This window comes from Candidatus Thiothrix sulfatifontis (genome assembly GCA_022828425.1).
Classification (GTDB): domain Bacteria; phylum Pseudomonadota; class Gammaproteobacteria; order Thiotrichales; family Thiotrichaceae; genus Thiothrix; species Thiothrix sulfatifontis.
The window spans coordinates 1,717,644-1,742,744 of the sequence record CP094685.1 but is presented as its reverse complement, the minus strand read 5'-3'; the positions used below and the strand labels follow the sequence as shown (position 1 = coordinate 1,742,744).

The following is a 25,101-nucleotide window of genomic DNA, read 5'->3' as shown; positions in this document are numbered from 1 at the left end:
AGGCCCTGATAGGGGCCTTCTTATAATTGGTAGCGGGGGCAGGATTTGAACCTGCGACCTTCGGGTTATGAGCCCGACGAGCTGCCAGACTGCTCCACCCCGCATCAGAGGAGCGAACTATAAAGCAAAGGGTTTCCCCTTGCAAGCCTTAATCGAAACAAAACGTGAAATTAACGCACATGACGGTAAATAAACCCCGGAAATGCGAATACCAAGAACAACGCCAAGGTAACGGCGTAAAATTCCCAGTCCTGAGGGTGTATGGTTCCCATCGCCCGCTGCTCCAGCAACAAGGCCAAGCCACCCACGATGAAGTACAGCACAAACCATTCCAGCAAACGTAACCATGCTGATTTGTGTTCACATTGCAAAATAAGAAAACAACGTTGGCTTAACCAAGGCAAATTAGCCAACACCAAGGCGAGGCCAAGAAAGCCCCACTGTAACACCAATAAACTCATAAACGACTAGCGACCATTGCTGCTGAACAAATACCCATTAAAGCGCTAGGGAACAACCCCAACAACACCATGAGCACGCCATTTACACTGATCAGCACACTAAAATCAAGTTCAGCCTGAATCGGCGCGGTTTGTTCCGGCTTATCAAAGTACATCATTTTGATGGCACGCAAGTAATAATACGCCCCAATCACCGACATCACCACCATGAATACCGCAGGCCACAAATACCCCGCCTGCATAACCGCCTGAATAATCGACAATTTTGCGTAAAAGCCCACGGTTGGCGGAATACCTGCCATCGAAAACAAGAAAACCATCATAATAAAGGCATACCAAGGGTTACGCTCGTTCAAACCTTTCAAATCATCCAACGTTTCTGCCTCAAAACCTTCGCGCCCCAACAAAATCAAGATCGCAAAACCACCCGCCGCCATCATCGCGTAAGTAATCGTGTAAAACAGCGCTGCGCTGTAACCTTCCGTTGTACCCGTCAGTGCACCCAACAGAATAAAACCCATGTGCGCAATCGTCGAATAAGCCAGCATTCGCTTCAGATTGAATTGCGCAATCGCAATCAGATTACCGAGGAAGACCGACAACAGCCCAAACACCAGCAGCAATTGCGCCCAACCGGGTTGAGCCGCTCCCATTGATTCCGCCAATACCCGCAACAACATCGCCAGCGCTGCCAATTTCGGCACACTCCCCAGAAACATCGTTACCGCCGTTGGAGCGCCCTGATACACATCGGGAACCCACATGTGGAAAGGCACTGCACCAAACTTAAACGCAATGCCCGCCACGATAAAGACCAAAGCAAACAACAGCGGAATATTTTCCAGCACACTTTGCGCATTGATATAAACCAAGACTTCAGTGAACTCCAGCTTGCCGCTCAAACCGTACAGAATCGAAATTCCATACAGCAACAAACCTGACGCAATCGCGCCGAGCACAAAATACTTCATCGCCGCTTCGGAAGAACGCCCATCGTCACGATTAAATGCCACCAGTGCGTACATCGACAACGCCAGCAATTCCAACCCCAAGTAGATAACCAGCAGATGATTGGCAGAGACCATCACCAACATACCCAGTACCGCAAACAGCGCCAGCAAGAAAAACTCACTGACCCAAATGTTTCGGTCTTTCAAATACTTGCGGGCATACACAAACACCGAAAACGTTAGCAATAAAATACTGATTTTCAGGACACCCGCCAAATCATCGCGCACGTACATGCCATTCAAGCCAATGACCTTTTCACCATCCATTGCGCCATAAGCCAATAATGCAGTCGCCAACAAAGCCACTTGGGTCAATAAGTAGGTCACCATGCGGCAATTTTCGCGCAGGAACACATCCAACAACAAAATCAGGCAGATCGTACTCAGTAGAAAAATTTCCGGCAGTGCAATGGTAATATTCATGACTAGCACCCCCCCGCAAGCCCAGAACACAACTTGCTCTGCAACGCCTGAGACAACAGATTTTCGATTGACACTTCCATCACATCCGTCAAAGGTTGAGGCCACAAGCCCAGTAACAATACCGCACCCGCCAATACTGCCAACATCCAAAACTCCCGCTGCCCAATATCCTGCAAAGCAGCGACCTCCGCATTTTTCACTTCACCAAACAGCACCCGTTTCACCAGCCATAGCGTGTACGCAGCGCCCACAATCAATGTCGTTGCCGCCGCAAACGCAATCCACGGATTCGCGCGGAAACTTGCCAAAATCACCATGAATTCACCCACGAATCCCGACGTGCCCGGCAAGCCCGTATTTGCCATCGCAAACAGCACATACAACGCCGCAAACGTCGGCATTTGATTGGCAACCCCACCGTAAGCATTAATGTCACGGGTATGCATCCGGTCATACAACACCCCGATACACAAGAACATTGCGCCAGAAATAAAGCCGTGCGACACCATTTGCACCATGCCGCCTTGGATAGCCAAAACTGCACTGCTCATCGCACCCTCAATATTCTGCGTACTCTCGGTAATGCCATAAATCACAAAAAAGCCCAAGGTCACAAAACCCATGTGCGCGATAGAGGAATAAGCCACCAGCTTTTTCATATCCTGCTGCACCAACGCCACAAAGCCAATGTACACCACCGCTGTCAGTGACATGAAAATCACCAACCAATCCAATTGCGCAGCGGCATCCGGCACAATCGGCAAAGCAAACCGCAGGAAGGCATAACCCCCGACTTTCAATGTAATCGCCGCCAAAATCACCGAACCACCCGTAGGTGCTTCAACGTGCGCATCCGGCAACCAAGTATGCACCGGCCACATGGGTACTTTTACCCCGAAAGCCAACAAAAATGACAAGAAAATTAACGTTTGCGGCACAATCTCAATCCGCAGTGTATGCAAATCTGCCACCGCGAAACTGCCACCCAATTGATACATGTAAATCAAACTGATCAGCAAAAACACCGAACCGAAAAAGGTATACAGGAAAAACTTGATCGTGGCATACACCCGGCGTGCACCACCCCAAATCCCAATGATCAAAAACAGCGGAATCAACATCGCTTCAAACAGAATATAAAACAACATGGCATCCAGCGCCGCGAATACCCCGTTGACAATCCCCGCCATGATCAAAAAAGCCGCCATGTATTGGGAAATCCGATACGTAATCACTTCCCAACCCGCAATCACCACCATCACCGTAATAAAGGTGTTCAGCAGAATCAATGGCATGGAAATGCCATCCACCCCCAGATGGTAATTAATCTTAAACGCCTCAACCCAAGGAATAAGTTCCACAAACTGCATCTCGGCAGTATTGGGTATAAAGTATGCGTACAACGGCAAACTGATCACAAACGTCAGTAACGCAATCCCCAGTGCAAACTGTTTAGCGCCAGAACGATCGCCCACAATCAACACACCCAAGCCACCGATAATCGGCAACCAGATCAACAAACTCAGTATTGGCAAATCAAGCATGTGCAATTCCAGTTAAAGCCAACGGGTTCAAGAAAATAAAAACCAAGTAAGCATCAACAAGATGCCAGCGATCATCGAAAAAGCGTAATGATACAAGTACCCGGTCTGAAGTTGACGCGTCACACCTGAAAACCATCCCACAGCTTTTGCAGCACCATTCACCACGAAACCATCAATCATCACGCGCTCACCAACAGACCACAGTCCATTGCCTAAATTGACTGAGCCTTTCGCAAATACGTTCTGGTTAAAATCATCCAAGTAATACTTATGGTCTAGCAAAGTGTGTAGCCAGCGGAATTTGTCATAAGCCCAACGTGCTAATGAATCATCTTTTAAATAAATAAACCATGCCATGCCCAAACCCGCCATTGCCAGCCAGAAAGGTGCTGCCATCAAACCGTGCAGAATAAAACCGATCACGCCATGATACCCGGCACTCAGGTGTTCAATCGACAGATGTGCTGATAGCAAACCTTTAAAACCGGGGTCAAAATTGTGCGCAGGATCATTAACAAAAATTGCATCTTTAAAAAACTCTCCAACCACCATCGGATCCAGCAAATACCCGGCAAATACCGACGGAATCGCCAACGCAATCAAAGGAACCGTCACCACCCAGGGCGACTCATGCGGTTTGCCACCGTGTCCATGCTGCCCATGATCGTCATGACCGTGCCCATGTGTATCGAAACGCTCTTTACCATGGAACACCAAAAAGAACATACGGAAACTGTAAAACGCTGTGACAAATACACCCAACAATACCAATGTATAAGCATAACCAGCCGCCCACAAATGCGACTCATGCACTGCTTCAATAATTAAGTCTTTGGAGAAGAAGCCAGAAAAACCGGGGAAACCAATCAACGCCAACGAACCAATTAAAGCAGTCCAATACGTAATGGGCATGTATTTTTTCAGCCCACCCATTTTGCGAATGTCCTGCTCATGGTGCATCGCTATAATTACCGAACCCGCCGCCAAGAAGAGCAATGCTTTAAAGAAAGCATGAGTCATTAAATGAAACACCCCAGCGGAATACGCCGAAGCGCCCAGTGCGACCGTCATATAACCAAGCTGCGACAACGTAGAATACGCCACCACCCGCTTAATATCATTCTGCACAATCCCAATCAGCCCCATAAAAAAGGCGGTGGTTGCACCAACGATTAAAATCATATTCAACGCGGTATCAGACATTTCAAAAATCGGCGACATGCGTGCCACCATAAAAATACCCGCAGTAACCATTGTTGCCGCGTGAATCAAAGCTGAAATTGGCGTCGGTCCTTCCATAGAGTCCGGTAACCACACATGCAAGGGCACTTGCGCCGATTTACCCATCGCACCGATGAATAACAGAATGGCTATTAGGGTCAGCACACTCCATTTAGAACCCTCGATAATCTCAATGTCCGCACCAGCCAAACCGGGCAAACGCGCAAACGTTTCCACATAATCCAAGGTGCCGCAATACATCAACACCACCGCAATGCCCAGCAAGAAACCAAAGTCCCCCACTCTATTAACCAAGAATGCTTTCATATTGGCGTAGATTGCAGTCTCTTTTTTGTACCAGAAACCAATCAGCAAGTACGACACCAAACCTACGGCTTCCCAGCCAAAAAACAATTGCAAAAAATTATTACTCATCACCAACATCAACATGGCGAAAGTAAATAACGAAATATAGCTAAAGAAACGCTGGTAGCCCGGATCTTCATGCATGTAGCCAATGGTATAAATATGCACCATCAGCGATACAAACGTTACCACCAACATCATCATGGTACTGAGGTTATCCAGCATGAACCCCACTTCAAAATGAAGCTTGTCAATTTCAGCCCAAGTATAAACCGTACCGTTATACGCATTACCATTGCCCATGACATCATAGGCAACATAAACCGACAGCAAAAATGCAATGGCCACACCTAAAATTGTGACCAAGTGCGCTCCCGCGCGTCCAATCGTTTTCCCAAACAAACCCGCAGCAATTGCCCCAAACAACGGTGCAAGCGGAATAGCCAGATAAATCGCTTCCATCGCTTACCCCTTCATCGCATCGAGTTGTTCCACATTGATCGTGCGCCGGTTACGGAACAAAACCACCAAAATCGCCAAGCCAATCGCTGCTTCCGCTGCCGCCACCGTGAGAATAAAAAACACGAATACTTGCCCGGCCATATCCCCCAAATAATGCGAAAATGCCACAAAATTCAGGTTCACCGCCAACAACATCATCTCAATGCACATCAACAAAATCAGTACATTTTTACGATTAATGACCATACCCGCGATACTAATAGCAAACAGTAAGGCTGCCACAATCAGGAAATGCGACAAAGGGATCATGCTTGCTCCTTGGTTTCAGATTTCATCTTCACCAGACGCACACGGTCTTCCCGCTTCACCTGCACCTGCTGACCAATGTCTTGTTTACGTGAATCCGGGCGACGTCGCAGGGTCAAAGTAATTGCAGCAATAATTGCCACCACCAAGATGACTGCCGCAATTTCAAACGGATACACATAATCCGTATACAAAATCAAACCCAGTGCTTCTGTATTATTCGTCGGCGCTGGGTTCAGCGGCGTCGCAATCTGAAACGGCGCACTTTGCAGCACCATCATCATTTCTACCGCAATCACCGCAGCGACCCCGAAGCCAACCGGCGCGTATTTCGCAAACCCTTCTTTCAACGGATCAAGGTTCAAATCCAGCATCATAATCACAAACAAGAACAACACCATCACCGCCCCGACGTACACTAACACCAGTACCAAGCCGAGAAATTCCGCCTCCAGCAACAGCCACAGCGCAGCACTGGTGAAAAAACTCAAAATCAGGCATAACGCCGCGTACACCGGGCTACGTACCGTTACCATCCCCACTGCCGCTGCCACCAATACGGCGGAAAACAGGTAAAAGATAATCTGCTCAAATGTCATGTCATCCCCTTAACGGTACGGCGCATCAGCGGCTTTCATCTTGGCAATCTCAGCTTCGTGCTTGTCACCGACTGCCAATAGTTTGTCTTTGGTTTGAATATTTTCACCACGATTTTCAAAGTGATACTCGAAAATATTGGTTTCCACAATCGCATCCACCGGGCAGGCTTCCTCACAGAAACCGCAGTAAATGCACTTAAACATATCAATGTCATAGCGCGTGGTACGGCGGGTACCATCCGGGCGCTCTTCCAAATCAATCGTGATTGCCAGTGCGGGGCAAACCGCTTCGCACAATTTGCAGGCAATGCAACGTTCCTCACCATTCGGGTAACGCCGCAAGGCATGATGCCCGCGAAAACGGTTGGAAATCGGCGTTTTTTCTTCCGGGTACTGGATAGTGACCTTACGCTCGAAGAAATACTTCCCCGTTACGCCCATGCCCTGCATCAATTCTTTCAGGCTGAACGTCTTGAAATAATGTTTCCAATTGAAACTCATGTCAGTCTCCTTACAGCCACGGTTGCCAGCCCAGCGCAATCGCCAGCCCTTCCGCAAAAATCCACACCAAGGTCACAGGGATCAGGATTTTCCAACCCAAGCGCATGATTTGGTCATAACGGTAACGCGGGAACGTGGCGCGAAACCAAAAGAACAGCAGCATAAAGAACGACGCTTTCAACAATAACCAATGAATGCCATTACCAAACAATAACCCAATCACGGGTGTATCGGTCAAAAACGTCAGCCCTTGAAACGGCGACAACCACCCGCCCAAAAACAGCAAAGAGGTCAATGCAGCAATCAACCACATGTTCGCATATTCCGCGAGAAAGAAAATCGAAAACGCCATGCCGGAATATTCCACGTGGAAACCCGCCACGATTTCCGATTCACCTTCCGCCACGTCAAACGGCGCACGATTGGTTTCTGCCACACCCGAAATAAAATACACCACGAACAAGCCAAACAACGGCCATACGAACCAGCTAAACACGCTGCCGGATTGCGCCCGCACAATGTCGCCGAGGTTCAAGCTGCCGGATGCCATCAACACCCCAACCAGCGCAAACCCCATTGCAATTTCATACGACACCATTTGCGCCCCAAGACGCATCGCACTCAGTTGGGCGTATTTGGAATTCGATGCCCAACCCGCAATAATGACCCCGTAAATTCCCAAGGAAGTCAATGCCAGCAAAAACAACAGCCCCGCATTCACATCCGCCAACACCATGCCATCGCTGAACGGAATCACCGCCCACGCCGCAAACGCCGGCCCCATTGCCAACAATGGTGCAATCAAAAACAAAAAGCGGTTGGATTTTGCCGGAACGATAATTTCCTTAAAAATCAGTTTGAACATGTCGGCAAACGGTTGCAACAAGCCTTTGAACCCAACTCGGTTGGGGCCTACCCGCGATTGCATGTAACCAATGATCTTACGTTCAGCATAAGTGGCGTAAGCAACTAACAAAATCAGCGGCAGCACAATCGCCACCACTTTTATCAAAATGAGCAGCAGCGTTACCATCCACTCAGGGAGGAATGCGCCGAAGAAATTCGCGAGTATTTCCATCATTCCCCTAACCTGCCTTTACTATCTGAAGCGTGCCGAAAGCCGCGCCCAACACGTTAGATATGTCAATGCCTGACTGCAAACCGGCGCAACCCACCGGGATACCGGCATCCAATTGTGCTGGCAAAGTGATTGTCACCGCACCTTGTGACACCTTCAGCGTATCGCCAGCCACCACACCCCTATTTGCTGCATCTTGCGGATTCAACTGCACCGCCGCCGGAGGAATCATTGCTTGCAAGGCTTGTGCACGGCGCACTAGCGGGTCAACACGGTACATTTCCACGTCACCAATACGCTGGAACGTCCCTTCTGCCGCCTTAGAGACACAAGACTTTGTGTCTCTACCCACAGTGCCAGCATAATGATTGTTGCAAGCCACTACGCCGTCGAGTTCAAGGTGCAATTCAGCCACGATTTCTTCCGTTGCCATCCAATCAAATTCAGGCACACCCGCCGCATTGCCCAACACGCGCAAAACTTTCCAAGTAGGCCGCGCCTCACCCGGTGGTACAGTGGCGCCCTTAAAGCTTTGCCACTGTCCCGCTGCATTAATAAACGTACCGGAAGTTTCCGCAAACGTCGAACCGGGCAATAACACGGTCGCGTATTTGCGCGTCGTCTCATCCGCAAACGGCGCAATCACAACCACATTTTCCGCTGCACTCAATGCCTTCATTGCTTGTTGCGGATTTGCAAAATCTGCTAACTCGGTATTCAGCAAGACAAATGTGCGGGTATTTTCACTGAGGAACTCGCCAACCGGCACACCCGCTTGTTTGAGTTCGCGTCCCGCCGATAAACGGTGCGGCACCACACCTGCCACCCACGCACCTACGCTATTAGCACTTTCCGCCAAATAGCCAAAGGTTGCGCCCGTTTGTTCAGCAATCGTAAAAGCCAAACCGCGTAATGCCGCAAAATCGGGATGCTGAACGGCGACATTGCCCAGCAATACCGTCGCGTGTTCCGCATTTTTAAGCGTTGCCATCACCGCATTATCAGGGTCATTCGCAATCGCTTGTAAGGCTTGCAGCATCTCTGCCGGAGCAACGGCTTGTTGCGCTACGTCATAGTTGAAAGCGAATGCACGCGGATTCAACGCCATCACCGCCGCGCCTTTGAGTGCTGCTTTGCGAATACGGTGATTCAGTAAGGGCTGCTCTTGGCGCACATTAGAACCGATCAGGAATACCGCGTTTTGCTGTTCCAACTGCACAATGGGCATACCCAATGACGGGCAAAGCGGTGCAGCACTTTGGTCGCTGAAATCGGTCTGGCGCACGCGGTGGTCAATGTTGCGAATATTCAAACCGCGCATCAGTCGCTGAAACAAATACAACTCTTCTACGGTAGCGGTCGCACTTGCCAATGCCCCCGTCTGTGCCGGATCAGCCGCTCGCAAAATTTCTGCGGTCGCATCCAAGGCTTGTTGCCAGCTCACTTCATGCCAGTGCCCGTCGCGCTTGAGCAGCGGCTTGATAATACGGTCAGCACTGGCAATGCCTTGATAGCTAAAACGGTCACGGTCAGAAATCCAGCATTCGTTTATCGCGTCATTTTCACGCGGCACTGCCCGCACCACTTCCTTGCGGAAGGTGTGCACCTGAAGGTGTGAGCCAACCGAATCGTGCGGGGCAATAGCATCATGCGCCATCATTTCCCACGCCCGTGCTTTGTAGCGTGACGGTTTCGCGGTCAATGCGCCCACTGGACACAGATCAATCACATTGCCGGAGAGTTCGGATTTAAGCGATTTCTCGATGTACGTGCCGATTTCGAGCCGATCACCGCGCCCTACGCCGCCCATTTCACGCATCCCAGCAATTTCATCACCGAAACGCACGCAGCGGGTGCATTGGATACAGCGGGTCATTTCGGTTTCGATCAACGGACCAATGTCTTTGTCTTGCACCACGCGCTTGATTTCAGCGTATTGCGATTTATTGCTGCCGTAACCGACTGAGACATCCTGCAATTCGCATTCACCACCTTGGTCGCAAATCGGGCAATCCAGCGGATGGTTAATCAACAGGAATTCCATGATGCCTTTCTGCGCATTCTTGGCTTTGTCAGAGCGTGTCCAGAACTTCATGCCAGCATTCACGGGCGTGGCGCAAGCGGGAACCGGCTTCCACGACTTTTCCATTTCCACCAAGCACATGCGGCAGTTAGCGGCGATGGAAAGCTTTTTGTGGTAGCAAAAACGCGGAATGGAAATGCCATTATTATCAGCCACTTCAATCAACATCGCACCTTTGCGTGCCTGAACCGGCTGATCGTTAATTTCGATGGTGACGAATTCTTCTGCCATGTGCTACCCCTGTCCCACCATGCTACGACCGTGCTTGACGTAGTATTCAAACTCCTCACGGAAGTGCTTGACGAAACTCCACACCGGCATCGCCGCCGCTTCACCCAAGGCGCAAATGGAACGGCCTTCGATATTGTGGGAAATTTCTTCGAGCCGCGTAACGTCTTCCATCTTGCCCTTGCCTTCCACAATGCGGGTCAACATACGGTATAACCAGCCAGTGCCTTCACGACACGGCGTGCATTGCCCGCACGATTCGGAGAAGTAAAAGCGTGAAATGCGTTGCAGCACCTTAACCATATCGGTGGTGTCGTCCATTACAATGACCGCGCCCGAACCAAGGTACGAACCGGCTTTGGCAATGGTGTCGTAATCCATGGTCAAGCCCATCATGACTTCACCCGGTAACACCGGAACGGACGAGCCACCCGGAATCACTGCTTTGAGTTTACGCCCACTGCGCACCCCGCCAGCCAACGCCAGCAGTTCAGGGAACGGCATTCCCATTGGAATCTCGAAATTGCCCGGATTATTCAAATGCCCGGACATGGAAAACAGCTTTTCACCGCCGGAATTCTTCACACCCAAATCGGCAAACCACTTGCTACCATTGCGCAAAATCACCGGAATGGAAGACAGCGTTTCGGTGTTATTAATCGTCGTCGGGCGACCGTATAAACCGAAACTGGCCGGAAATGGCGGCTTGAAACGCGGTTGACCTTTCTTGCCTTCCAGCGACTCCAGCAAGGCGGTTTCTTCGCCACAAACATACGCACCCGCACCGAGCGTGCCGTACAAGTCGAAATCGACCCCAGTGCCTTGAATATTTTTGCCTAGCAAACCCAGTTCGTAAGCTTCCTTCACCGCCTGCTCAAAATGGATGAACGGCTCATCCATAAATTCGCCGCGCATGTAATTGTAGCCAACGGTTGCGCCAATGCTGTATCCCGCAATCGCCATGCCTTCCACCAGCGCGTGCGGGTTGAAACGCAGAATATCGCGGTCTTTGCACGTACCCGGTTCAGACTCATCCGAATTGCACACGATGTATTTTTGTCCCGGCATATTGCGTGGCATGAAGCTCCACTTCATGCCGGTCGGAAACCCTGCCCCGCCGCGCCCGCGCAAGCCGGAATCTTTGATTTCTTCAATAATTTCTTCCGGTGGCGTCTTTTCAGCCAAAATCTTACGCCATGCTTGGTAGCCACCGACTTTGAGGTAACTTTCCAGCGTATTGGCTTGATCACCGAATTGGGTAGTAATAAAACAGACTTGATTTGCCATATACTTACTCCAGTCCGTCCAAAATCTCATCCACTTTTTCAGGGGTGAGATGGGTGTGGTAGACGTGATTGATTTGCATCATTGGCGCACTGCTGCACGCGGCAAGGCATTCTTCTTCAACTTTGAGAAAAAATTTGCCGTCCGGGGTGGATTCGCCCAACTTAACACCCAGTTTAGTTTCAAGGTGTTCCAAAATACCGTCAGAGCCACACAACATGCACGACACATTGGTACAAACCGAAATGCTGTATTTTGCCGCCGCCTTTTTATCCAGTTCATACATGGAATAAAAGCTGGCAACTTCGTACACCGCAATTTCGGGCAAGCCTAAATAATCTGCCACCGCATCCATTTTTTCGCGGGATAAATAGTGGTCTTCGTGCATCACCGCGCGTAATGCTGCCAGCAGTGCCGATTGCTTTTTATCCGCCGGATAGCGGGCTAACCAGCTATCAATGTCGTCACGCTCGTGATGGCTGAGCAAGTCGCTTTTGCGCTTGAGCATCGTAATGGGATGTTCAGTCATCAACGGTCAACCTCCCCGAAAACAATATCTTGGGTGCCGATAATCGCCACCACGTCAGCCAGCATGTGGCCTTTCACCATTTCATCCAAGCCGGACAAATGCGCAAATCCCGGTGCACGTACTTTCAACCTGTACGGTTTATTCGCACCATCTGACACAATGTAGCAGCCAAATTCACCCTTCGGATGTTCCACTGCGGCATAGGATTCACCTTCCGGCAAGCAATAGCCTTCGGTCATCAGCTTGAAGTGCTGAATCAAGGCTTCCATATCCTGCTTCATCTCAGCACGTTTCGGCGGGGCGATTTTGCTGTCTTCCAGCATCACTTCGCCGGGATTAATGCGCAACCAGTCAATGCATTGCTTTATGATGCTATTGGACTGGCGCATTTCTTCGATACGCACCAGATAACGGTCGTAGCTATCACCTTGCACCCCGACCGGGATGTCAAAATCCATTTTGTCGTAGGCGGCATACGGTTGCTTCTTACGCAAATCCCATTCCACGCCTGAACCGCGCAACATCGGCCCACTGAAACCCAGTTGCAGGGCACGTTCAGGTGACACGACACCAATCCCGACTAAACGTTGTTTCCAAATGCGGTTGTCGGTCAACAAGGTTTCGTACTCGTCGACATAACCGGGGAAACGGTTGGTGAAATCTTCCAGGAAATCCAGCAATGAACCGCCGCGATTCGCGTTTAAACGCTTAGCTTCGGCTTCAGTGCGGAAACGGTTGGATAAAAATTGCGGCATGGAATCCGGTAAATCGCGGTAAACACCGCCCGGACGGTAGTAAGTAGCGTGCAAACGCGCACCGGATACCGCTTCATACGCATCCATCAAATCTTCACGTTCGCGGAAGGCATACAAGAACATGGTCATGGCTCCCACATCCAGCGCGTGTGCGCCAATCCACAGCAAGTGGTTGAGAATACGAGTAATTTCGTCGAACATGGTGCGAATATAGAGCGCACGTTCTGGCGGGGTAATCCCCAACAGCTTCTCAATCGCCAGCACGTAACCGTGTTCATTGCACATCATCGACACGTAATCGAGGCGATCCATGTAACCGATGCTTTGGTTATACGGTTTACTTTCTGCCAGCTTTTCGGTACCACGGTGCAGCAAGCCAATGTGCGGGTCAGCACGGACGATGGTTTCACCGTCCATTTCCAACACCAGACGCAACACACCGTGCGCGGCGGGGTGAGCTGGGCCAAAGTTCAGCGTAAAATTGCGGATTTCAGGCATTAGTCATCACGCTCCACGGCTGGGGAAAAACGCTGGTCAGCGCGGATAGTGCGCGGCACCAACACCCGCGCTTCAATGGATACAGGTTCGTAAATGACGCGCTTTTGCTCCGCGTCGTAACGCATTTCAACCTGCCCGATGAGCGGGAAATCTTTGCGGAAGGGGTGTCCGACAAAACCGTAATCGGTGAGGATGCGCCGCAAATCCGGGTGTCCACTGAACATAATCCCAAACAGATCAAACGCTTCACGCTCGTACCAATTCACCGAACTCCAAATATCTACCAACGATGCCACTACCGGAAAATCGTTGTCATCGCAGCGAGTGCGCACGCGAATACGCATATTGCGGCTTAGCGATAGCAAGTGAATGACCACTGCGAAACGTTTACCGGCGAACTGAGCACCCTCTTCGTGCGCATCAAAATCAAACGGATCCGCCTCGGTAGCTTGTGCCGCACGGCTAAAGCCGCTGCGCGAGGCAGTGGTCACATCCCATTCCGCATCGCCATACGTGAGGTAATCAACCCCACACAAGTCGGTCAGTTGCGCAAAATCCAACATGGAATCGTGCCGCAGGAAACGCGCCACTTCCAGCCAATGTTCAGCGGCTACTTCCAAGGTCAACTCGCCGTGCGCCAGAACGCTGGCTGACAGCTTATCGCCGAGTCCTTCCTGAACGTAATCCTTAACAAATTCGAGTGATACAGCCATGAATTACCGCGCTATCGTGTTGGTTCGACGAATTTTATTCTGCAACTGGATAATGCCATACAGCAGGGCTTCAGCGGTTGGCGGGCAACCGGGCACGTAAATATCCACCGGCACAATCCGGTCACAGCCGCGTACCACCGCGTAGGAGTAATGGTAGTAACCGCCACCATTGGCGCAAGAACCCATCGAAATTACCCAACGCGGCTCCGCCATCTGATCATAGACCTTGCGCAACGCCGGAGCCATTTTGTTGGTCAGCGTTCCTGCCACGATCATCACATCCGATTGGCGCGGGCTGGGGCGGAACACAATACCGAAACGGTCTAAATCGTAACGTGAAGCCCCCGCGTGCATCATTTCGACCGCGCAGCACGCCAGACCAAAGGTCATCGGCCACAACGAGCCAGTACGCGCCCAGTTGATCAGGGCATCGGCTGTCGTGGTGACGAAGCCTTTCTCCAGAACCCCTTCTACTCCCATTCCAATGCCCCTTTTTTCCACTCGTAGATGAAACCAACAATCAGGATAGTCAGAAAAATGCCCATTGCCACGATACCGAACACGCCGATGGTGTCGAGCACAATGGCCCAAGGGAACAAAAAGGCAATTTCAAGGTCAAAGATAATGAAGAGGATAGCGACGAGGTAATAACGCACATCAAATTTAATGCGAGAGTCTTCAAACGCGGGAAAGCCGCACTCAAACGGTGAATCTTTTTCTGCATCCGGTCGACGCGGGCCTGCAAGCAAACCCAGACCTAGCAACACGACTGCCAAACCAAAACCGACGGCTAGAAAAACGAGAATCGGAAGGTATTCTCCTAACATACTGACTCCTGGTGCAAACCGTAGCGTTCTCTCCAAACCACTCGGTTATCCGTGATACCTGATTTCAAACTGAAGCTGTTTGTACCACTATTTGATTATACAGTCGAATATAACGGTGTGCGAACCACAGATTAATTCCCCAAAGTGGGTATTGTCAGGTTTTAGCAGAAATTAGGCATAAAAACAAAAAGCCCACCATTTTACAATGGAAGGCTTCGTTATGTATGGTACCGACGACCGGACTCGAACCGGTACAGCTTGCGCCACTACCCCCTCAAGATAGCGTGTCTACCAATTCCACCACGTCGGCAAAGCAGGCGCATATTATGCCTTATTATTTATTTTCTTGCACAGGTTTTTCTTCAGCTTTCACTGCTGGAGCGGGAGGAACATCACTGGCAGGCGCTTCTTTGGCAGCGGGTGCGGGTGGTACATCACTGCTGGACGCTGGTAGCGCCGCAGGTTCCACGGTTTTCTCTGCCGGTGCGATCGCGTCCATAATACTGATTGACTCAACCGTGCGCCCTGATGCCAAAAACGCTAACGCCAATGCCACCAAGAAAAAAACCGTCGCTAAAATTGCCGTGGTACGGCTCAAAAAATTCGCGGAACCTTGCGAACCGAATACCGTGCCGGATGCGCCACTGCCAAAAGCAGCACCCGCATCAGCACCCTTGCCCTGCTGCATCAGGATGAGAACAATCATGGCAACAGAAACAACAATTAAAATAATCAGTAAAACATTGTATAACATAGCGTTTTTAACCTTAATTACCAGCTTTGCAAATGGCTAGAAACTCTTGTGCATCCAACGCTGCACCACCGATCAAGCCGCCATCAATATCTGGCATTGCAAACAATTCAGCAGCGTTCGCACCTTTGACGCTGCCACCGTATAAAATTTGTACTCTCGCTGCAACTGACTCATTCAGTGCAGCCAATTTACCGCGAATAAATGCGTGTACATCCTGCGCTTGTTGCGGACTGGCAGTTTTACCCGTGCCAATCGCCCAGACTGGTTCGTAAGCAATTACACCGTCAGTTAGTGCCTCCACACCTTCTAACGCAATCACGGCATCCAGTTGACGCGCCACCACTGCCTCTGTAATACCCGCTTCACGTTCCATCAACGTTTCGCCTACGCACAAAATGGGTTTAAGACCGTGCTTACGCGCAGCCGCGAATTTACGCGCAGTATCATGGTCTTGTTCGCCGTAGATAGCGCGGCGCTCAGAATGACCCACAATCGCATAATCGCAGCCGAAATCTTTGAGCATCACCCCGGAAACTTCACCCGTGAAAGCGCCTGCGTCTTGATCAGCAATATCCTGGGAACCTAGACTAATACAGCTTCCCGCTACCAATGTTTGAGTCATGGGAATGTAGACATAAGGCGGGCAAACAGCCACGGCTACATTATCCATGCCTTCCAACCCAGCTAGAATACCGTTCATCAAGGACGCAATGCTCGCCTTTGACCCGTTTAGTTTCCAGTTACCTGCAACCAATTTCTGACGCATGACTCCACCTCTCTTTCAAGCAAGGGCGAAAGATTACCTGCATAAGTTGTGGAAATCAATCTTCATTCTGGGCAATTCAGGCGATGGCTCGCACTGCGCTGGCAATTTGCTCTGCCAATTCAGCGGTTTCAGTGGGATCCTCCCCCTCAACCATGACTCGAATCAGTGGCTCGGTACCGGATGCACGCAGCAACACGCGCCCACGGTTGCCTAATTGCTGCTCGACTTGACGCACCGCATCTTGGATTGTCACTGATTCGTTTAAATTAATTTTTTGCTTCGTTGGCACATTAACCAATGTTTGCGGGTATTTAGTCATCACAGTTTTCAGTTCGCGCAGAGGCTTGCCGCTGATACGCATAGCACGCAACACTTGCAGCGCCGCAATGATGCCGTCACCCGTTGTAATAAAATGACGTACAATGATGTGCCCGGATGATTCACCCCCCAAATCACAGTCATGCAGCGTCATTTGCTCAATAACATATCGGTCGCCAACTTTAGCACGGTAAAACGGCACACCCAGTGCTTGAATCGACTTTTCCAAGCCGAGATTGCTCATTAAAGTGCCCACTACTCCACCGTGCAACTTGCCTTCGCCATGACGGTGGTGTGCAATAATGGCAAGAATTTCATCACCATCGACCGTTTCACCGCGTTGATCCACCATGATCAAGCGGTCGCCATCACCATCCAAGGCAATGCCCAAATCGGCGCGGTAACGTAAGACGGCATCACACAAGCCGTCGACATGGGTTGCACCGCAGGCTTCGTTGATATTGATACCGTCAGGTGTGTTACCAATCGCAATGACTTCTGCGCCCAATTCTTTGAAAACATCGGGTGCAACGTGATAAGTCGCACCGTTCGCGCAGTCCACAACAATCCGCAGACCTTTCAGTGAAATGCTGTTCGGCAATGCGCGTTTGCAGAATTCGATGTAACGCCCCGCCGCGTCTTTAGCACGCTCAACTTTACCCAGCTCATCGGAAGACACCACTTTAAAATCCATCTCTAACCAACGCTCGATTTCTTCTTCCACCTCATCAGGCAATTTGGTGCCATCACCGGAGAAAAATTTCAGCCCGTTATCATCGTAAGGATTATGGGATGCGCTGATCACAATTCCCGCCGAAGCACGAAACGCACGGGTTAAATAAGCCACTGCCGGTGTAGGCATCGGCCCCAACAAACGGATATTCACCCCTGCTGCCACCAAGCCTGCCTGCAATGCCGACTCCAACATATAGCCAGAAATGCGGGTATCTTTGCCGATCAGCACCAACGGGTGGCCATTACTTGCCAGCACTTTCCCTGCGGCCCAACCCAATTTTAATACAAAGTCAGGCGTCATCGGATGGCACCCAATTTTGCCGCGAATCCCATCTGTACCGAAATATTTTCTTGCCATTAGCCCACCTGCCTCATCGATTATTTATTCATGACTGCTTTGACGATCTTGAGCGCATCAACGGTTGCGCCCACGTCGTGTACGCGCACAATGTTCGCGCCGTGCATTGCAGCGATTACCGCGCCAGCCACGCTGCCATGCAAACGCCCTTCTAACGAGCGGTTATCTAGCAAAGTGCCGATCATGGATTTGCGTGAAAGCCCTACGAGTATAGGCAATTCCAAGTCAGAAAATGCCGTCAATCTGCGCAATAAGTCCACATTATGCGACAAAGTTTTGCCAAATCCAAACCCTGGATCAAGAATTAAGTGTTGTCGCACTATTCCGGCCGCTAAACAAGCGGCGATGCGTTCTTGAAAGAACTGCGAAATATCCTGCACCACATCGTCATAGTCAGGCGCTTGCTGCATGGTGCGCGGCTGCCCTTGCATGTGCATCAAGCACACCGGCACAAGTAACCCAGCGCAAGTTGCCAATGCACCCGGCTGCTGTAATGCACACACGTCATTGATTAAATCCGCACCTGCGCTCACCGCCGCCCGCATCACATCAGGTTTACTGGTATCCACCGACAGTGCCACATCAAAGCGTTCACGAATCGCCGTAATCACCGGAATAACCCGATCCAACTCCTCCTGAACGGGAACGGAAGCCGCGCCAGGACGCGTAGACTCCCCGCCCACATCAATAATATCCGCCCCTTCTGAAAGCATTTGCTCAACATGCTGCAAAGCCTTGTCGCTCGCATGAAATCGCCCACCGTCCGAAAAAGAATCCGGGGTGACATTCAGAATACCCATTACCTGCACAGAGAACTTAGTGACTTGCCATGCCATTGAATGATTCCATAAACAAAAGGCGCGAGTGAAATGCTCGCGCCTTGGCTTAATAACAGTTTTACCGAAAATTCTTAATGCGAACTAGCGGCTCCGCCAATCACACTACCATCCGTTTTATTGCCTTCAACCGGGCGTGATTTAATTGGAGTGCCTTTACCACCTGAAGAATCGTCGTCTGTCCAGTCAGCAGGTGGTGGTGGCTGTTCGCCACGCATCAGCGCATCCACTTGTCCACGGTCAATGGTTTCATACTTCATCAAAGCTTGCGCCATGGCGTGCAGCACGCTCATCTTGTCGGTGAGAATTTGTTTAGCGCGGGTGTAATTGCGATCAATTACTTCACGTATCTCACCATCAATCGCATGAGCTGTTTCATCGGAGACATGCTTGTGTTGCGTAACTGAACGCCCTAAAAACACTTCGCCTTCATCCTCTGAATAAGCCAATGGCCCCATGCGGTTAGATAAACCCCATTTAGTTACCATGTTGCGTGCAATACTGGTTGCGCGTTCAATGTCGTTAGACGCACCAGTGGTGACGCCCTCCACACCATAGATCAATTCTTCAGCAATGCGGCCGCCGTACAAGCTAGAAATTTGACTTTCCAAACGCTGCTTGCTGGCGCTGTAACGGTCTTCTTCTGGCAAATACATAGTCACACCCAGTGCGCGACCACGCGGAATAATACTGACCTTATAAACAGGATCGTGCTCAGGAACACTTAAACCAACGATGGCATGACCGGCTTCGTGATAAGCCGTTGCCAGCTTTTCCTCTTCCTTCATGACCATTGATTTGCGTTCAGCGCCCATCATAATCTTATCTTTGGCTTTCTCAAATTCGTGCATATCAACCGTGCGCTTGTTAGAACGTGCCGCAAACAACGCAGCTTCGTTCACCAAGTTCGCCAAATCCGCACCAGAAAACCCCGGCGTACCACGCGCAATCAGGGATGGTCTAACGTCATCGCCCAATGGAACTTTGCGCATGTGAACCTTGAGGATTTGCTCGCGCCCTCTTACATCCGGCAACGGCACAACAACTTGACGGTCAAAACGTCCCGGACGCAATAAAGCCGCATCCAAAACATCAGGACGGTTAGTCGCAGCAATCACAATAATGCCTTCGCTGCCTTCAAAACCGTCCATCTCAACCAACAACTGGTTAAGCGTTTGCTCACGTTCGTCGTGACCGCCGCCCAAACCTGCGCCACGCTGACGGCCTACCGCATCAATTTCATCGATGAAAATAATACACGGCGCGTGTTTCTTGGCTTGCTCAAACATGTCACGTACACGGGATGCACCCACACCCACAAACATTTCCACGAAATCAGAACCGGAAATGCTGAAAAACGGCACTTTAGCCTCGCCTGCAATCGCCTTCGCTAATAGTGTCTTACCAGTACCTGGTGAGCCTACCATCAATACGCCGCGCGGAATTTTGCCACCAAGCTTCTGGAATTTACCCGGATCACGCAAAAATTCAACCAGTTCCGCCACTTCGTCTTTAGCTTCTTCGCAACCAGCCACATCGTTAAAATTAATTTTAACTTGATCCTCGGTCATCATGCGGGCGCGACTCTTGCCGAAGGACATTGCCCCACGACCACCGCCACCGCCTTGCATTTGGCGCATGATGTAAACCCACAGACCAATGATGAGTAAGAACGGTACCCAGCTAATAATAATATCCCACAACACCGAACGCTCTTCTGGCGGTGATGCTTGGAACTTAACTTTATTTGCAACCAAATCATCCACCAATTTGGCATCATTTGGCGGGCTATACGTCACAAAACGGGCATTGTTACTGTCCATTCCGATGATTTTCTGGCCTCTAATCTCAACCTCTTTGACCCCACCGCTGCGAACATTCGTTAAGAAATCCGAGTACGGTACGGCAGCAGCGGGTTGAGCTGGCACACTGAATTTACTGAATACTGCAATCAAGACGAAAGCAATAACAGCCCAGATCAACAAATTTTTGGTTAAATCGTTCAAGTGACTTCTCCACTATCAACTGGTGTTATCCACGCGTAACACTCATTACCGTAATATTACAACACAAAACCTTGCGCTAATATATAAACCTCCCGACTGCGTGGTCTTGATGCAGCCGGTTTCCTTACTTTTACTGTTTTAAAGCTACTGCGCACCTCACGCAAGAAATCTTCTGAGCCATCACCTTGAAACAGTTTCACCACAAAAGTCCCACTTGGCTTTAATACCTGTCGCGCCATGTCCAATGCAAGTTCACACAGATGAATGGAGCGTGGCTGGTCGACCGCATCGACACCACTTATGTTGGGGGCCATATCTGAAATAACAAGGTCAGCTTTATCGCCACCGAGTAAATTCAGTATCTCCATCAGTACAGACTCTTCACGAAAATCGCCCACTACAAACTCCACAAAGGGCAGCGGATCAATCGGCAAAATATCACTGGCGACAATCCGACCTTTTTGCCCAACAAACTTGGTCGCGTACTGACTCCATCCCCCCGGTGCTGCACCCAAATCCACCACTTTCATGCCGGGCTGTAAAATGCGGTCTTTCTCTTGAATTTCTTGCAACTTGTATACCGCTCGTGAACGATACCCTTCATGTTGGGCTTTTTTAACGTATTCGTCACTAAAATGTTCACCCAACCACCGTTGACTGCTTTTGCTTCTTGCCATGCCGTGTTATCACTCATTACACTTCATCAATTTACAGAAGCGTATCACGGAAATGATCGGAACATTGACAGAAACTCAAAAAAAGCACCTGCGAAGTCGCGCTCACGCCCTTAATCCTGTTGTCTTAATTGGTCAGCATGGACTAAAACCCACCGTCTTAGAGGAAATCACGGGAGCACTTGATTACCATCAACTCATTAAAATTAAATTGAGCGTCGGGGATCGTGATCTACGCGATGAAATGATCGAACAAATCGCCCAATATAGCCAGTCTCAACTGATTCAACGGATAGGAAATGTCGCCGTACTGTACCGTCACAACCCTGAACGCCCTGACATTCTGAAAGAACAGGTGCCCTAAGTGAAACCGACCACACGAGCTGGGCAAATTGACTGCATTATTCAACAGCTTTCTCATGAAGAGCTGCAAGCATTTGTTCGGGAGAAAGCCACACAAGATGCTGATTTTCGTGACACGCTACTCATCTGCTTTGCAGACTTGTTAAGCAGCAACGCCTCAAGCGAACTCAAATATCAGCAAATGCTGACGGATATGACCCAACGTCACGCAAATGTTGACGGCTATATTCACGCGACTGGCGCTGCCCACCTAACAGTCGCTATGCAAAATTTACTCAATGTTGCAAGCAAAGCTACCACCCCGACACGTGAAACCTTGGATTTGTGTTTAGCCGTGATTAGTTACTTGCCTGCATTAGCAAGCAAAATGGAAGACCCCGACGAATACCTTTATCGCCTCATGCAAACGTCATGCACCATTTTGTGGGAATGTTATAGCGTGTTGCCGAATGAACGCCAACAAGCACTCTTCGAGCGCATTCTGCTTGAACACGCCAAACCGCTGTATCTCGATTTAGACTTGGACAGTCATTTACTCGCCCTACTGAAAGATTGGTCTAAGCACGATCAGAAACGTCAAAGTGCTTGTTTACACCAATTGGAAACTTTACTCAAAGCAACCGCAGAAGATCACTGGCGTAAGCAATATTTGTTAGCACAAACCCAATCATTATTGAGTTACTGGAAACCCTGAAACTGTAGGTCTGCCAAGGTATTCATGGGCGCTTGAATTAATAACGGGTTAGCTGGCAATTTCAACCAAACCTGTAGCTCTAACGAAGGCGAACAGGTCGTTAGCGTCAGGTAAAGCAACAAACATAGAAAAACCGGCGCGAAGCCGGTTTTTCTATAATACAAATGAGTGATCACTGTTAATTGTGTGGCTCAACTACTGCATCAGATAACGAATCGGGTAAGAAACGCAATACTTTCACGCCGACAGTCACCATAACCAATGCCAGTGCTACGCCACCCAAACCAAGCATTAGTTCCCAGACGCTTGGAACATACGCATTAACAACGCCATCGAAATAGTCACTGGAAACGTCAGCGCCCGGAAATAACATCAGTGGATACGCTTGCCCACCCACTAAAATCACATACAACTGCGCGAAACCGCCCAAAACAGTAAAAAACGCGGCAAACAACAGTGCAATACGATTACTTCCCAATTTACGGCAGAAAATCAATGATAAAGGCAATAAACTACCCAACATGATTTGTCCTACCCAAAATAACTGAGTGTAGATTCCACCCTCAAACAGTATGAAGTTTTCCACACCGGCTTTTTGCGCAATGTACAAACCCGTGAAATGGCGGGCGCCTTCTAGCAACAATACACCACCAATAAACACTGCCAACAAATAACGCAATCGATTCATTACAGCATCACCCAGCGGACGACCTGTCCAACTGTAAGCAAAGTGCAATACCAAGATAAATACCGCTAATCCCATCGCAAATGACATCACAATGAATAATGGCGCCATAATCGCTGAATTGTAGAAGTCACGTGCAACCAAGAAGCCAAAGATTGAACCAGTACCTGTGGTTAAAATCAAGCGCCAAGTGAAAGCTGCAACCCCTGCCAACTTATAAAATGGTTTAGCTTTGCGATCCATCATTGTCCAAATGTACACTGCGGACAATGCCAAAAAACCATTGTAAAGAATAATATTCCAAGCAAAGATTGACTTAAAATTGTAGGTCGTCATAGCGATAATAAGGCGATCAGGATGCCCCAAATCTAACACCAGTACAATCAAACCACCGATCAACAGTGAAATCGCTAACAAAGCCGACAACCGCCCCATTGGTTGATAAATTTTCTTACCAAATACCGTACCAATCGAACCGACGTTCAAAGCGCCAGAAGCCGCAACAATTAAGCCAATGGCGAAAACGTGTGGCAAGCCCCAAACGACTTGATTGGTCATGCCGGTGACGTAATGCCCGTGATGTTCGGCATGGAAAAACGCCAATGCACCGAGCGCAAGGAATGCACCTAAAATCACCAACAGAAAATAAAAGCCTTTGCTTTCTCTGGTTTCGCGGAAAATAATTGCTTGACTAGCCATTGCTGTTTACATCCTTTCCGTTAAATGCCGTGATAACGCACGCCAGTATTCAAACCGAGATCAGCACGAATCTGCTTACCACCAACCGTTTTCATCGCTTGACTGACTGCACTGTTAGGGTCATTCAGATCACCAAAGATAACGGCATCGGGAGCCGCTTCCACACACGCTGGCAATCTGCCTTCGTCAATGCGGTGAACACACATATTACAAGACTCTACGGTGCCCATGCCGCGTGGAGAATGCGGTTTTTGATCCTGTAACGGCTCGTGCACAAAGCTACGCGCCTTGTAAGGACAAGCCATCATGCAATAACGGCAACCAATGCAAATGTGCTTATTAACTTGTACAATTCCATCCGCACGCTTCATGGATGCACCTGTCGGGCAAACATCAACGCATGGCGGTTTTTCACAGTGCTGACACATCACTGGCAAACTAAAACTGTTCTGAGTCAATTTGTCCGTGACTTTCACGACCCGAGACCAATGCGCTTTCTGCGCGTCGGCAGAATGCATTTCGTCGCCCCAGCCGTGTTCTTGTTTACATGCGGCCACCATCGCTGCGCCGCCATCGGTAAGTTTGGTTACATCAATCAACATGCCCCAACGTTTAGCGTTGGTGACAGGCTGATCAGCGGGTTTCGCAGCAATTTCACCAGCAGCGCTCGCAGTTTGTAGCACAAAACCAGAGCCAATCACACCAACGGCTGCAACACCGCCCAAACTCATTATGAAATTGCGCCGGTATTCATACACACGGTTCTGGTTCATTTAGCAGCTCCTTGTTGCGGTTGTGCCACCATTTTAATCTCAGCCACCGTTGGCGCCGCTGCTGCCGTCACACCTTGAGTGAAATGATGACCGGCAGCACTACCAACAGTATGCTGATAATTCGGATCTTGATCAATTTGCGGGCGATCAGCATGACATTGGAAGCAATCAATTTTCTGGCCAACAGCCACATGGCATGTGGTACAAAAATGTTCCTTGTCACCATAATGCAGAGGAGTACCGTCTTGCTTAGTCGTGGAAACGTGGCAATTAATGCATTCTTTCAGACTATGCTGTGTAGTACGAATACCTTCAATCACGGTCGCATCACGCTTGTGCATGAGCAGATCCATATGTTTGGTACGGATAACATTTTCTGGTTCAACACACTGCTCGGACTTCGCCTTCGCCGTGGCAAGGTTGAGGTCAGCCTCCATAGGCGCTTTACCACAACCTGCCAACAGCGTAGCAAAAGCCAACGTTGCTGCCAGAAATACGCTTGATAACTTGCTAGTCATGCTAATTCCTGTCGAGCCATGCACTCATGGAAAA

General features: G+C 49.7%; 26 protein-coding genes and 2 tRNA genes. 2 read left to right on the top strand and 26 right to left on the bottom strand.

Annotation, left to right across the window (positions count from 1 at the left end):
* Nucleotides 1-27: 27 nt before the first annotated feature.
* The 23 genes from L3K52_09035 to rlmE form a co-directional block, all read right to left on the bottom strand.
* A tRNA-Met gene (locus tag L3K52_09035) sits at nt 28-104 on the bottom strand.
* Between the two features lie 66 nt (nt 105-170).
* Nucleotides 171-461 carry a DUF2818 family protein gene (locus tag L3K52_09030; protein UOG93848.1) on the bottom strand — a complete coding sequence of 97 codons (291 nt, stop codon included), beginning with the start codon at nt 459-461 and terminating at the stop codon, nt 171-173.
* Nucleotides 458-1,894 (bottom strand): NADH-quinone oxidoreductase subunit NuoN, encoded by a 1,437-nt coding sequence (gene nuoN / locus L3K52_09025; protein UOG93847.1) that lies wholly within the window; start codon nt 1,892-1,894, stop codon nt 458-460. The genes L3K52_09030 and nuoN overlap by 4 nt, the downstream gene beginning before the upstream one ends.
* A 2-nt stretch (nt 1,895-1,896) precedes the next feature.
* On the bottom strand, nt 1,897-3,438 hold the full coding sequence (locus L3K52_09020; protein UOG93846.1) for an NADH-quinone oxidoreductase subunit M: 1,542 nt from the start codon (nt 3,436-3,438) through the stop codon (nt 1,897-1,899).
* Between the two features lie 27 nt (nt 3,439-3,465).
* Entirely contained in the window at nt 3,466-5,487 is a 2,022-nt protein-coding gene (gene nuoL / locus L3K52_09015) for an NADH-quinone oxidoreductase subunit L (GenBank protein ID UOG93845.1), read from the bottom strand.
* A 3-nt stretch (nt 5,488-5,490) separates the two neighbouring features.
* On the bottom strand, nt 5,491-5,796 hold the full coding sequence (gene nuoK / locus L3K52_09010; GenBank protein ID UOG93844.1) for an NADH-quinone oxidoreductase subunit NuoK: 306 nt from the start codon (nt 5,794-5,796) through the stop codon (nt 5,491-5,493).
* Nucleotides 5,793-6,392 carry an NADH-quinone oxidoreductase subunit J gene (locus L3K52_09005; protein UOG93843.1) on the bottom strand — a complete coding sequence of 200 codons (600 nt, stop codon included), beginning with the start codon at nt 6,390-6,392 and terminating at the stop codon, nt 5,793-5,795. Before L3K52_09005 ends, nuoK begins: the two co-directional genes overlap by 4 nt.
* Nucleotides 6,393-6,401: 9 nt before the next feature.
* Nucleotides 6,402-6,893, bottom strand: a complete 492-nt coding sequence (gene nuoI / locus L3K52_09000) for an NADH-quinone oxidoreductase subunit NuoI (GenBank protein ID UOG93842.1) — start codon at nt 6,891-6,893, stop codon at nt 6,402-6,404.
* 10 nt (nt 6,894-6,903) lie between these two features.
* Nucleotides 6,904-7,974, bottom strand: a complete 1,071-nt coding sequence (nuoH, locus tag L3K52_08995; GenBank protein UOG93841.1) for an NADH-quinone oxidoreductase subunit NuoH — start codon at nt 7,972-7,974, stop codon at nt 6,904-6,906.
* A 4-nt stretch (nt 7,975-7,978) separates the two neighbouring features.
* Entirely contained in the window at nt 7,979-10,285 is a 2,307-nt protein-coding gene (gene nuoG, locus L3K52_08990; protein ID UOG93840.1) for an NADH-quinone oxidoreductase subunit NuoG, read from the bottom strand.
* 3 nt (nt 10,286-10,288) lie between these two features.
* Nucleotides 10,289-11,569, bottom strand: coding sequence for an NADH-quinone oxidoreductase subunit NuoF (nuoF, locus tag L3K52_08985; protein ID UOG93839.1), 1,281 nt, complete (start codon nt 11,567-11,569; stop codon nt 10,289-10,291).
* 4 nt (nt 11,570-11,573) lie between these two features.
* Nucleotides 11,574-12,095 (bottom strand): NADH-quinone oxidoreductase subunit NuoE, encoded by a 522-nt coding sequence (gene nuoE, locus L3K52_08980; GenBank protein ID UOG93838.1) that lies wholly within the window; start codon nt 12,093-12,095, stop codon nt 11,574-11,576.
* Nucleotides 12,095-13,348 carry an NADH-quinone oxidoreductase subunit D gene (locus L3K52_08975; protein UOG93837.1) on the bottom strand — a complete coding sequence of 418 codons (1,254 nt, stop codon included), beginning with the start codon at nt 13,346-13,348 and terminating at the stop codon, nt 12,095-12,097. Before L3K52_08975 ends, nuoE begins: the two co-directional genes overlap by 1 nt.
* Nucleotides 13,348-14,061, bottom strand: coding sequence for an NADH-quinone oxidoreductase subunit C (locus L3K52_08970; GenBank protein ID UOG93836.1), 714 nt, complete (start codon nt 14,059-14,061; stop codon nt 13,348-13,350). Before L3K52_08970 ends, L3K52_08975 begins: the two co-directional genes overlap by 1 nt.
* Nucleotides 14,062-14,064: 3 nt before the next feature.
* Nucleotides 14,065-14,541: an NADH-quinone oxidoreductase subunit B gene (locus L3K52_08965; protein ID UOG93835.1), complete on the bottom strand. Its 477-nt coding sequence runs from the start codon at nt 14,539-14,541 to the stop codon at nt 14,065-14,067.
* Nucleotides 14,532-14,888 (bottom strand): NADH-quinone oxidoreductase subunit A, encoded by a 357-nt coding sequence (gene ndhC, locus L3K52_08960; GenBank protein ID UOG93834.1) that lies wholly within the window; start codon nt 14,886-14,888, stop codon nt 14,532-14,534. The genes L3K52_08965 and ndhC overlap by 10 nt, the downstream gene beginning before the upstream one ends.
* A 225-nt stretch (nt 14,889-15,113) precedes the next feature.
* Nucleotides 15,114-15,198 (bottom strand) — tRNA-Leu (locus L3K52_08955).
* A gap of 24 nt (nt 15,199-15,222) precedes the next feature.
* The gene (gene secG, locus L3K52_08950; GenBank protein UOG93833.1) at nt 15,223-15,642 is read right to left on the bottom strand and encodes a preprotein translocase subunit SecG; all 420 of its coding nucleotides are present in this window, start codon (nt 15,640-15,642) and stop codon (nt 15,223-15,225) included.
* 13 nt (nt 15,643-15,655) lie between these two features.
* The gene (gene tpiA, locus L3K52_08945; protein ID UOG93832.1) at nt 15,656-16,408 is read right to left on the bottom strand and encodes a triose-phosphate isomerase; all 753 of its coding nucleotides are present in this window, start codon (nt 16,406-16,408) and stop codon (nt 15,656-15,658) included.
* A gap of 76 nt (nt 16,409-16,484) precedes the next feature.
* Nucleotides 16,485-17,819: a phosphoglucosamine mutase gene (gene glmM, locus L3K52_08940; GenBank protein ID UOG93831.1), complete on the bottom strand. Its 1,335-nt coding sequence runs from the start codon at nt 17,817-17,819 to the stop codon at nt 16,485-16,487.
* Between the two features lie 20 nt (nt 17,820-17,839).
* Nucleotides 17,840-18,655, bottom strand: coding sequence for a dihydropteroate synthase (gene folP / locus L3K52_08935; GenBank protein UOG93830.1), 816 nt, complete (start codon nt 18,653-18,655; stop codon nt 17,840-17,842).
* Between the two features lie 74 nt (nt 18,656-18,729).
* Nucleotides 18,730-20,661, bottom strand: coding sequence for an ATP-dependent zinc metalloprotease FtsH (ftsH, locus tag L3K52_08930; GenBank protein UOG93829.1), 1,932 nt, complete (start codon nt 20,659-20,661; stop codon nt 18,730-18,732).
* Nucleotides 20,662-20,717: 56 nt separating this feature from the next.
* Nucleotides 20,718-21,338 carry a 23S rRNA (uridine(2552)-2'-O)-methyltransferase RlmE gene (gene rlmE / locus L3K52_08925; protein UOG93828.1) on the bottom strand — a complete coding sequence of 207 codons (621 nt, stop codon included), beginning with the start codon at nt 21,336-21,338 and terminating at the stop codon, nt 20,718-20,720.
* Between the two features lie 52 nt (nt 21,339-21,390).
* On the opposite strand from rlmE, the gene yhbY reads away from it, so the two are divergent.
* Nucleotides 21,391-21,699 carry a ribosome assembly RNA-binding protein YhbY gene (yhbY, locus tag L3K52_08920; protein UOG93827.1) on the top strand — a complete coding sequence of 103 codons (309 nt, stop codon included), beginning with the start codon at nt 21,391-21,393 and terminating at the stop codon, nt 21,697-21,699.
* On the top strand, nt 21,700-22,392 hold the full coding sequence (locus L3K52_08915; GenBank protein ID UOG93826.1) for a hypothetical protein: 693 nt from the start codon (nt 21,700-21,702) through the stop codon (nt 22,390-22,392).
* Nucleotides 22,393-22,570: 178 nt separating this feature from the next.
* On the opposite strand, the gene nrfD is transcribed toward L3K52_08915, so the two are convergent.
* From nrfD to L3K52_08900, 3 genes are read right to left on the bottom strand one after another with little or no spacing between them, the layout of a single operon-like run.
* A complete protein-coding gene (gene nrfD, locus L3K52_08910; protein ID UOG93825.1) occupies nt 22,571-23,776 on the bottom strand; it encodes a polysulfide reductase NrfD in 1,206 nt (401 codons plus the stop codon).
* 20 nt (nt 23,777-23,796) lie between these two features.
* Nucleotides 23,797-24,549 carry a 4Fe-4S dicluster domain-containing protein gene (locus tag L3K52_08905; GenBank protein UOG93824.1) on the bottom strand — a complete coding sequence of 251 codons (753 nt, stop codon included), beginning with the start codon at nt 24,547-24,549 and terminating at the stop codon, nt 23,797-23,799.
* A complete protein-coding gene (locus tag L3K52_08900; GenBank protein UOG93823.1) occupies nt 24,546-25,067 on the bottom strand; it encodes a hypothetical protein in 522 nt (173 codons plus the stop codon). The genes L3K52_08905 and L3K52_08900 overlap by 4 nt, the downstream gene beginning before the upstream one ends.
* Nucleotides 25,068-25,101 lie beyond the last annotated feature (34 nt).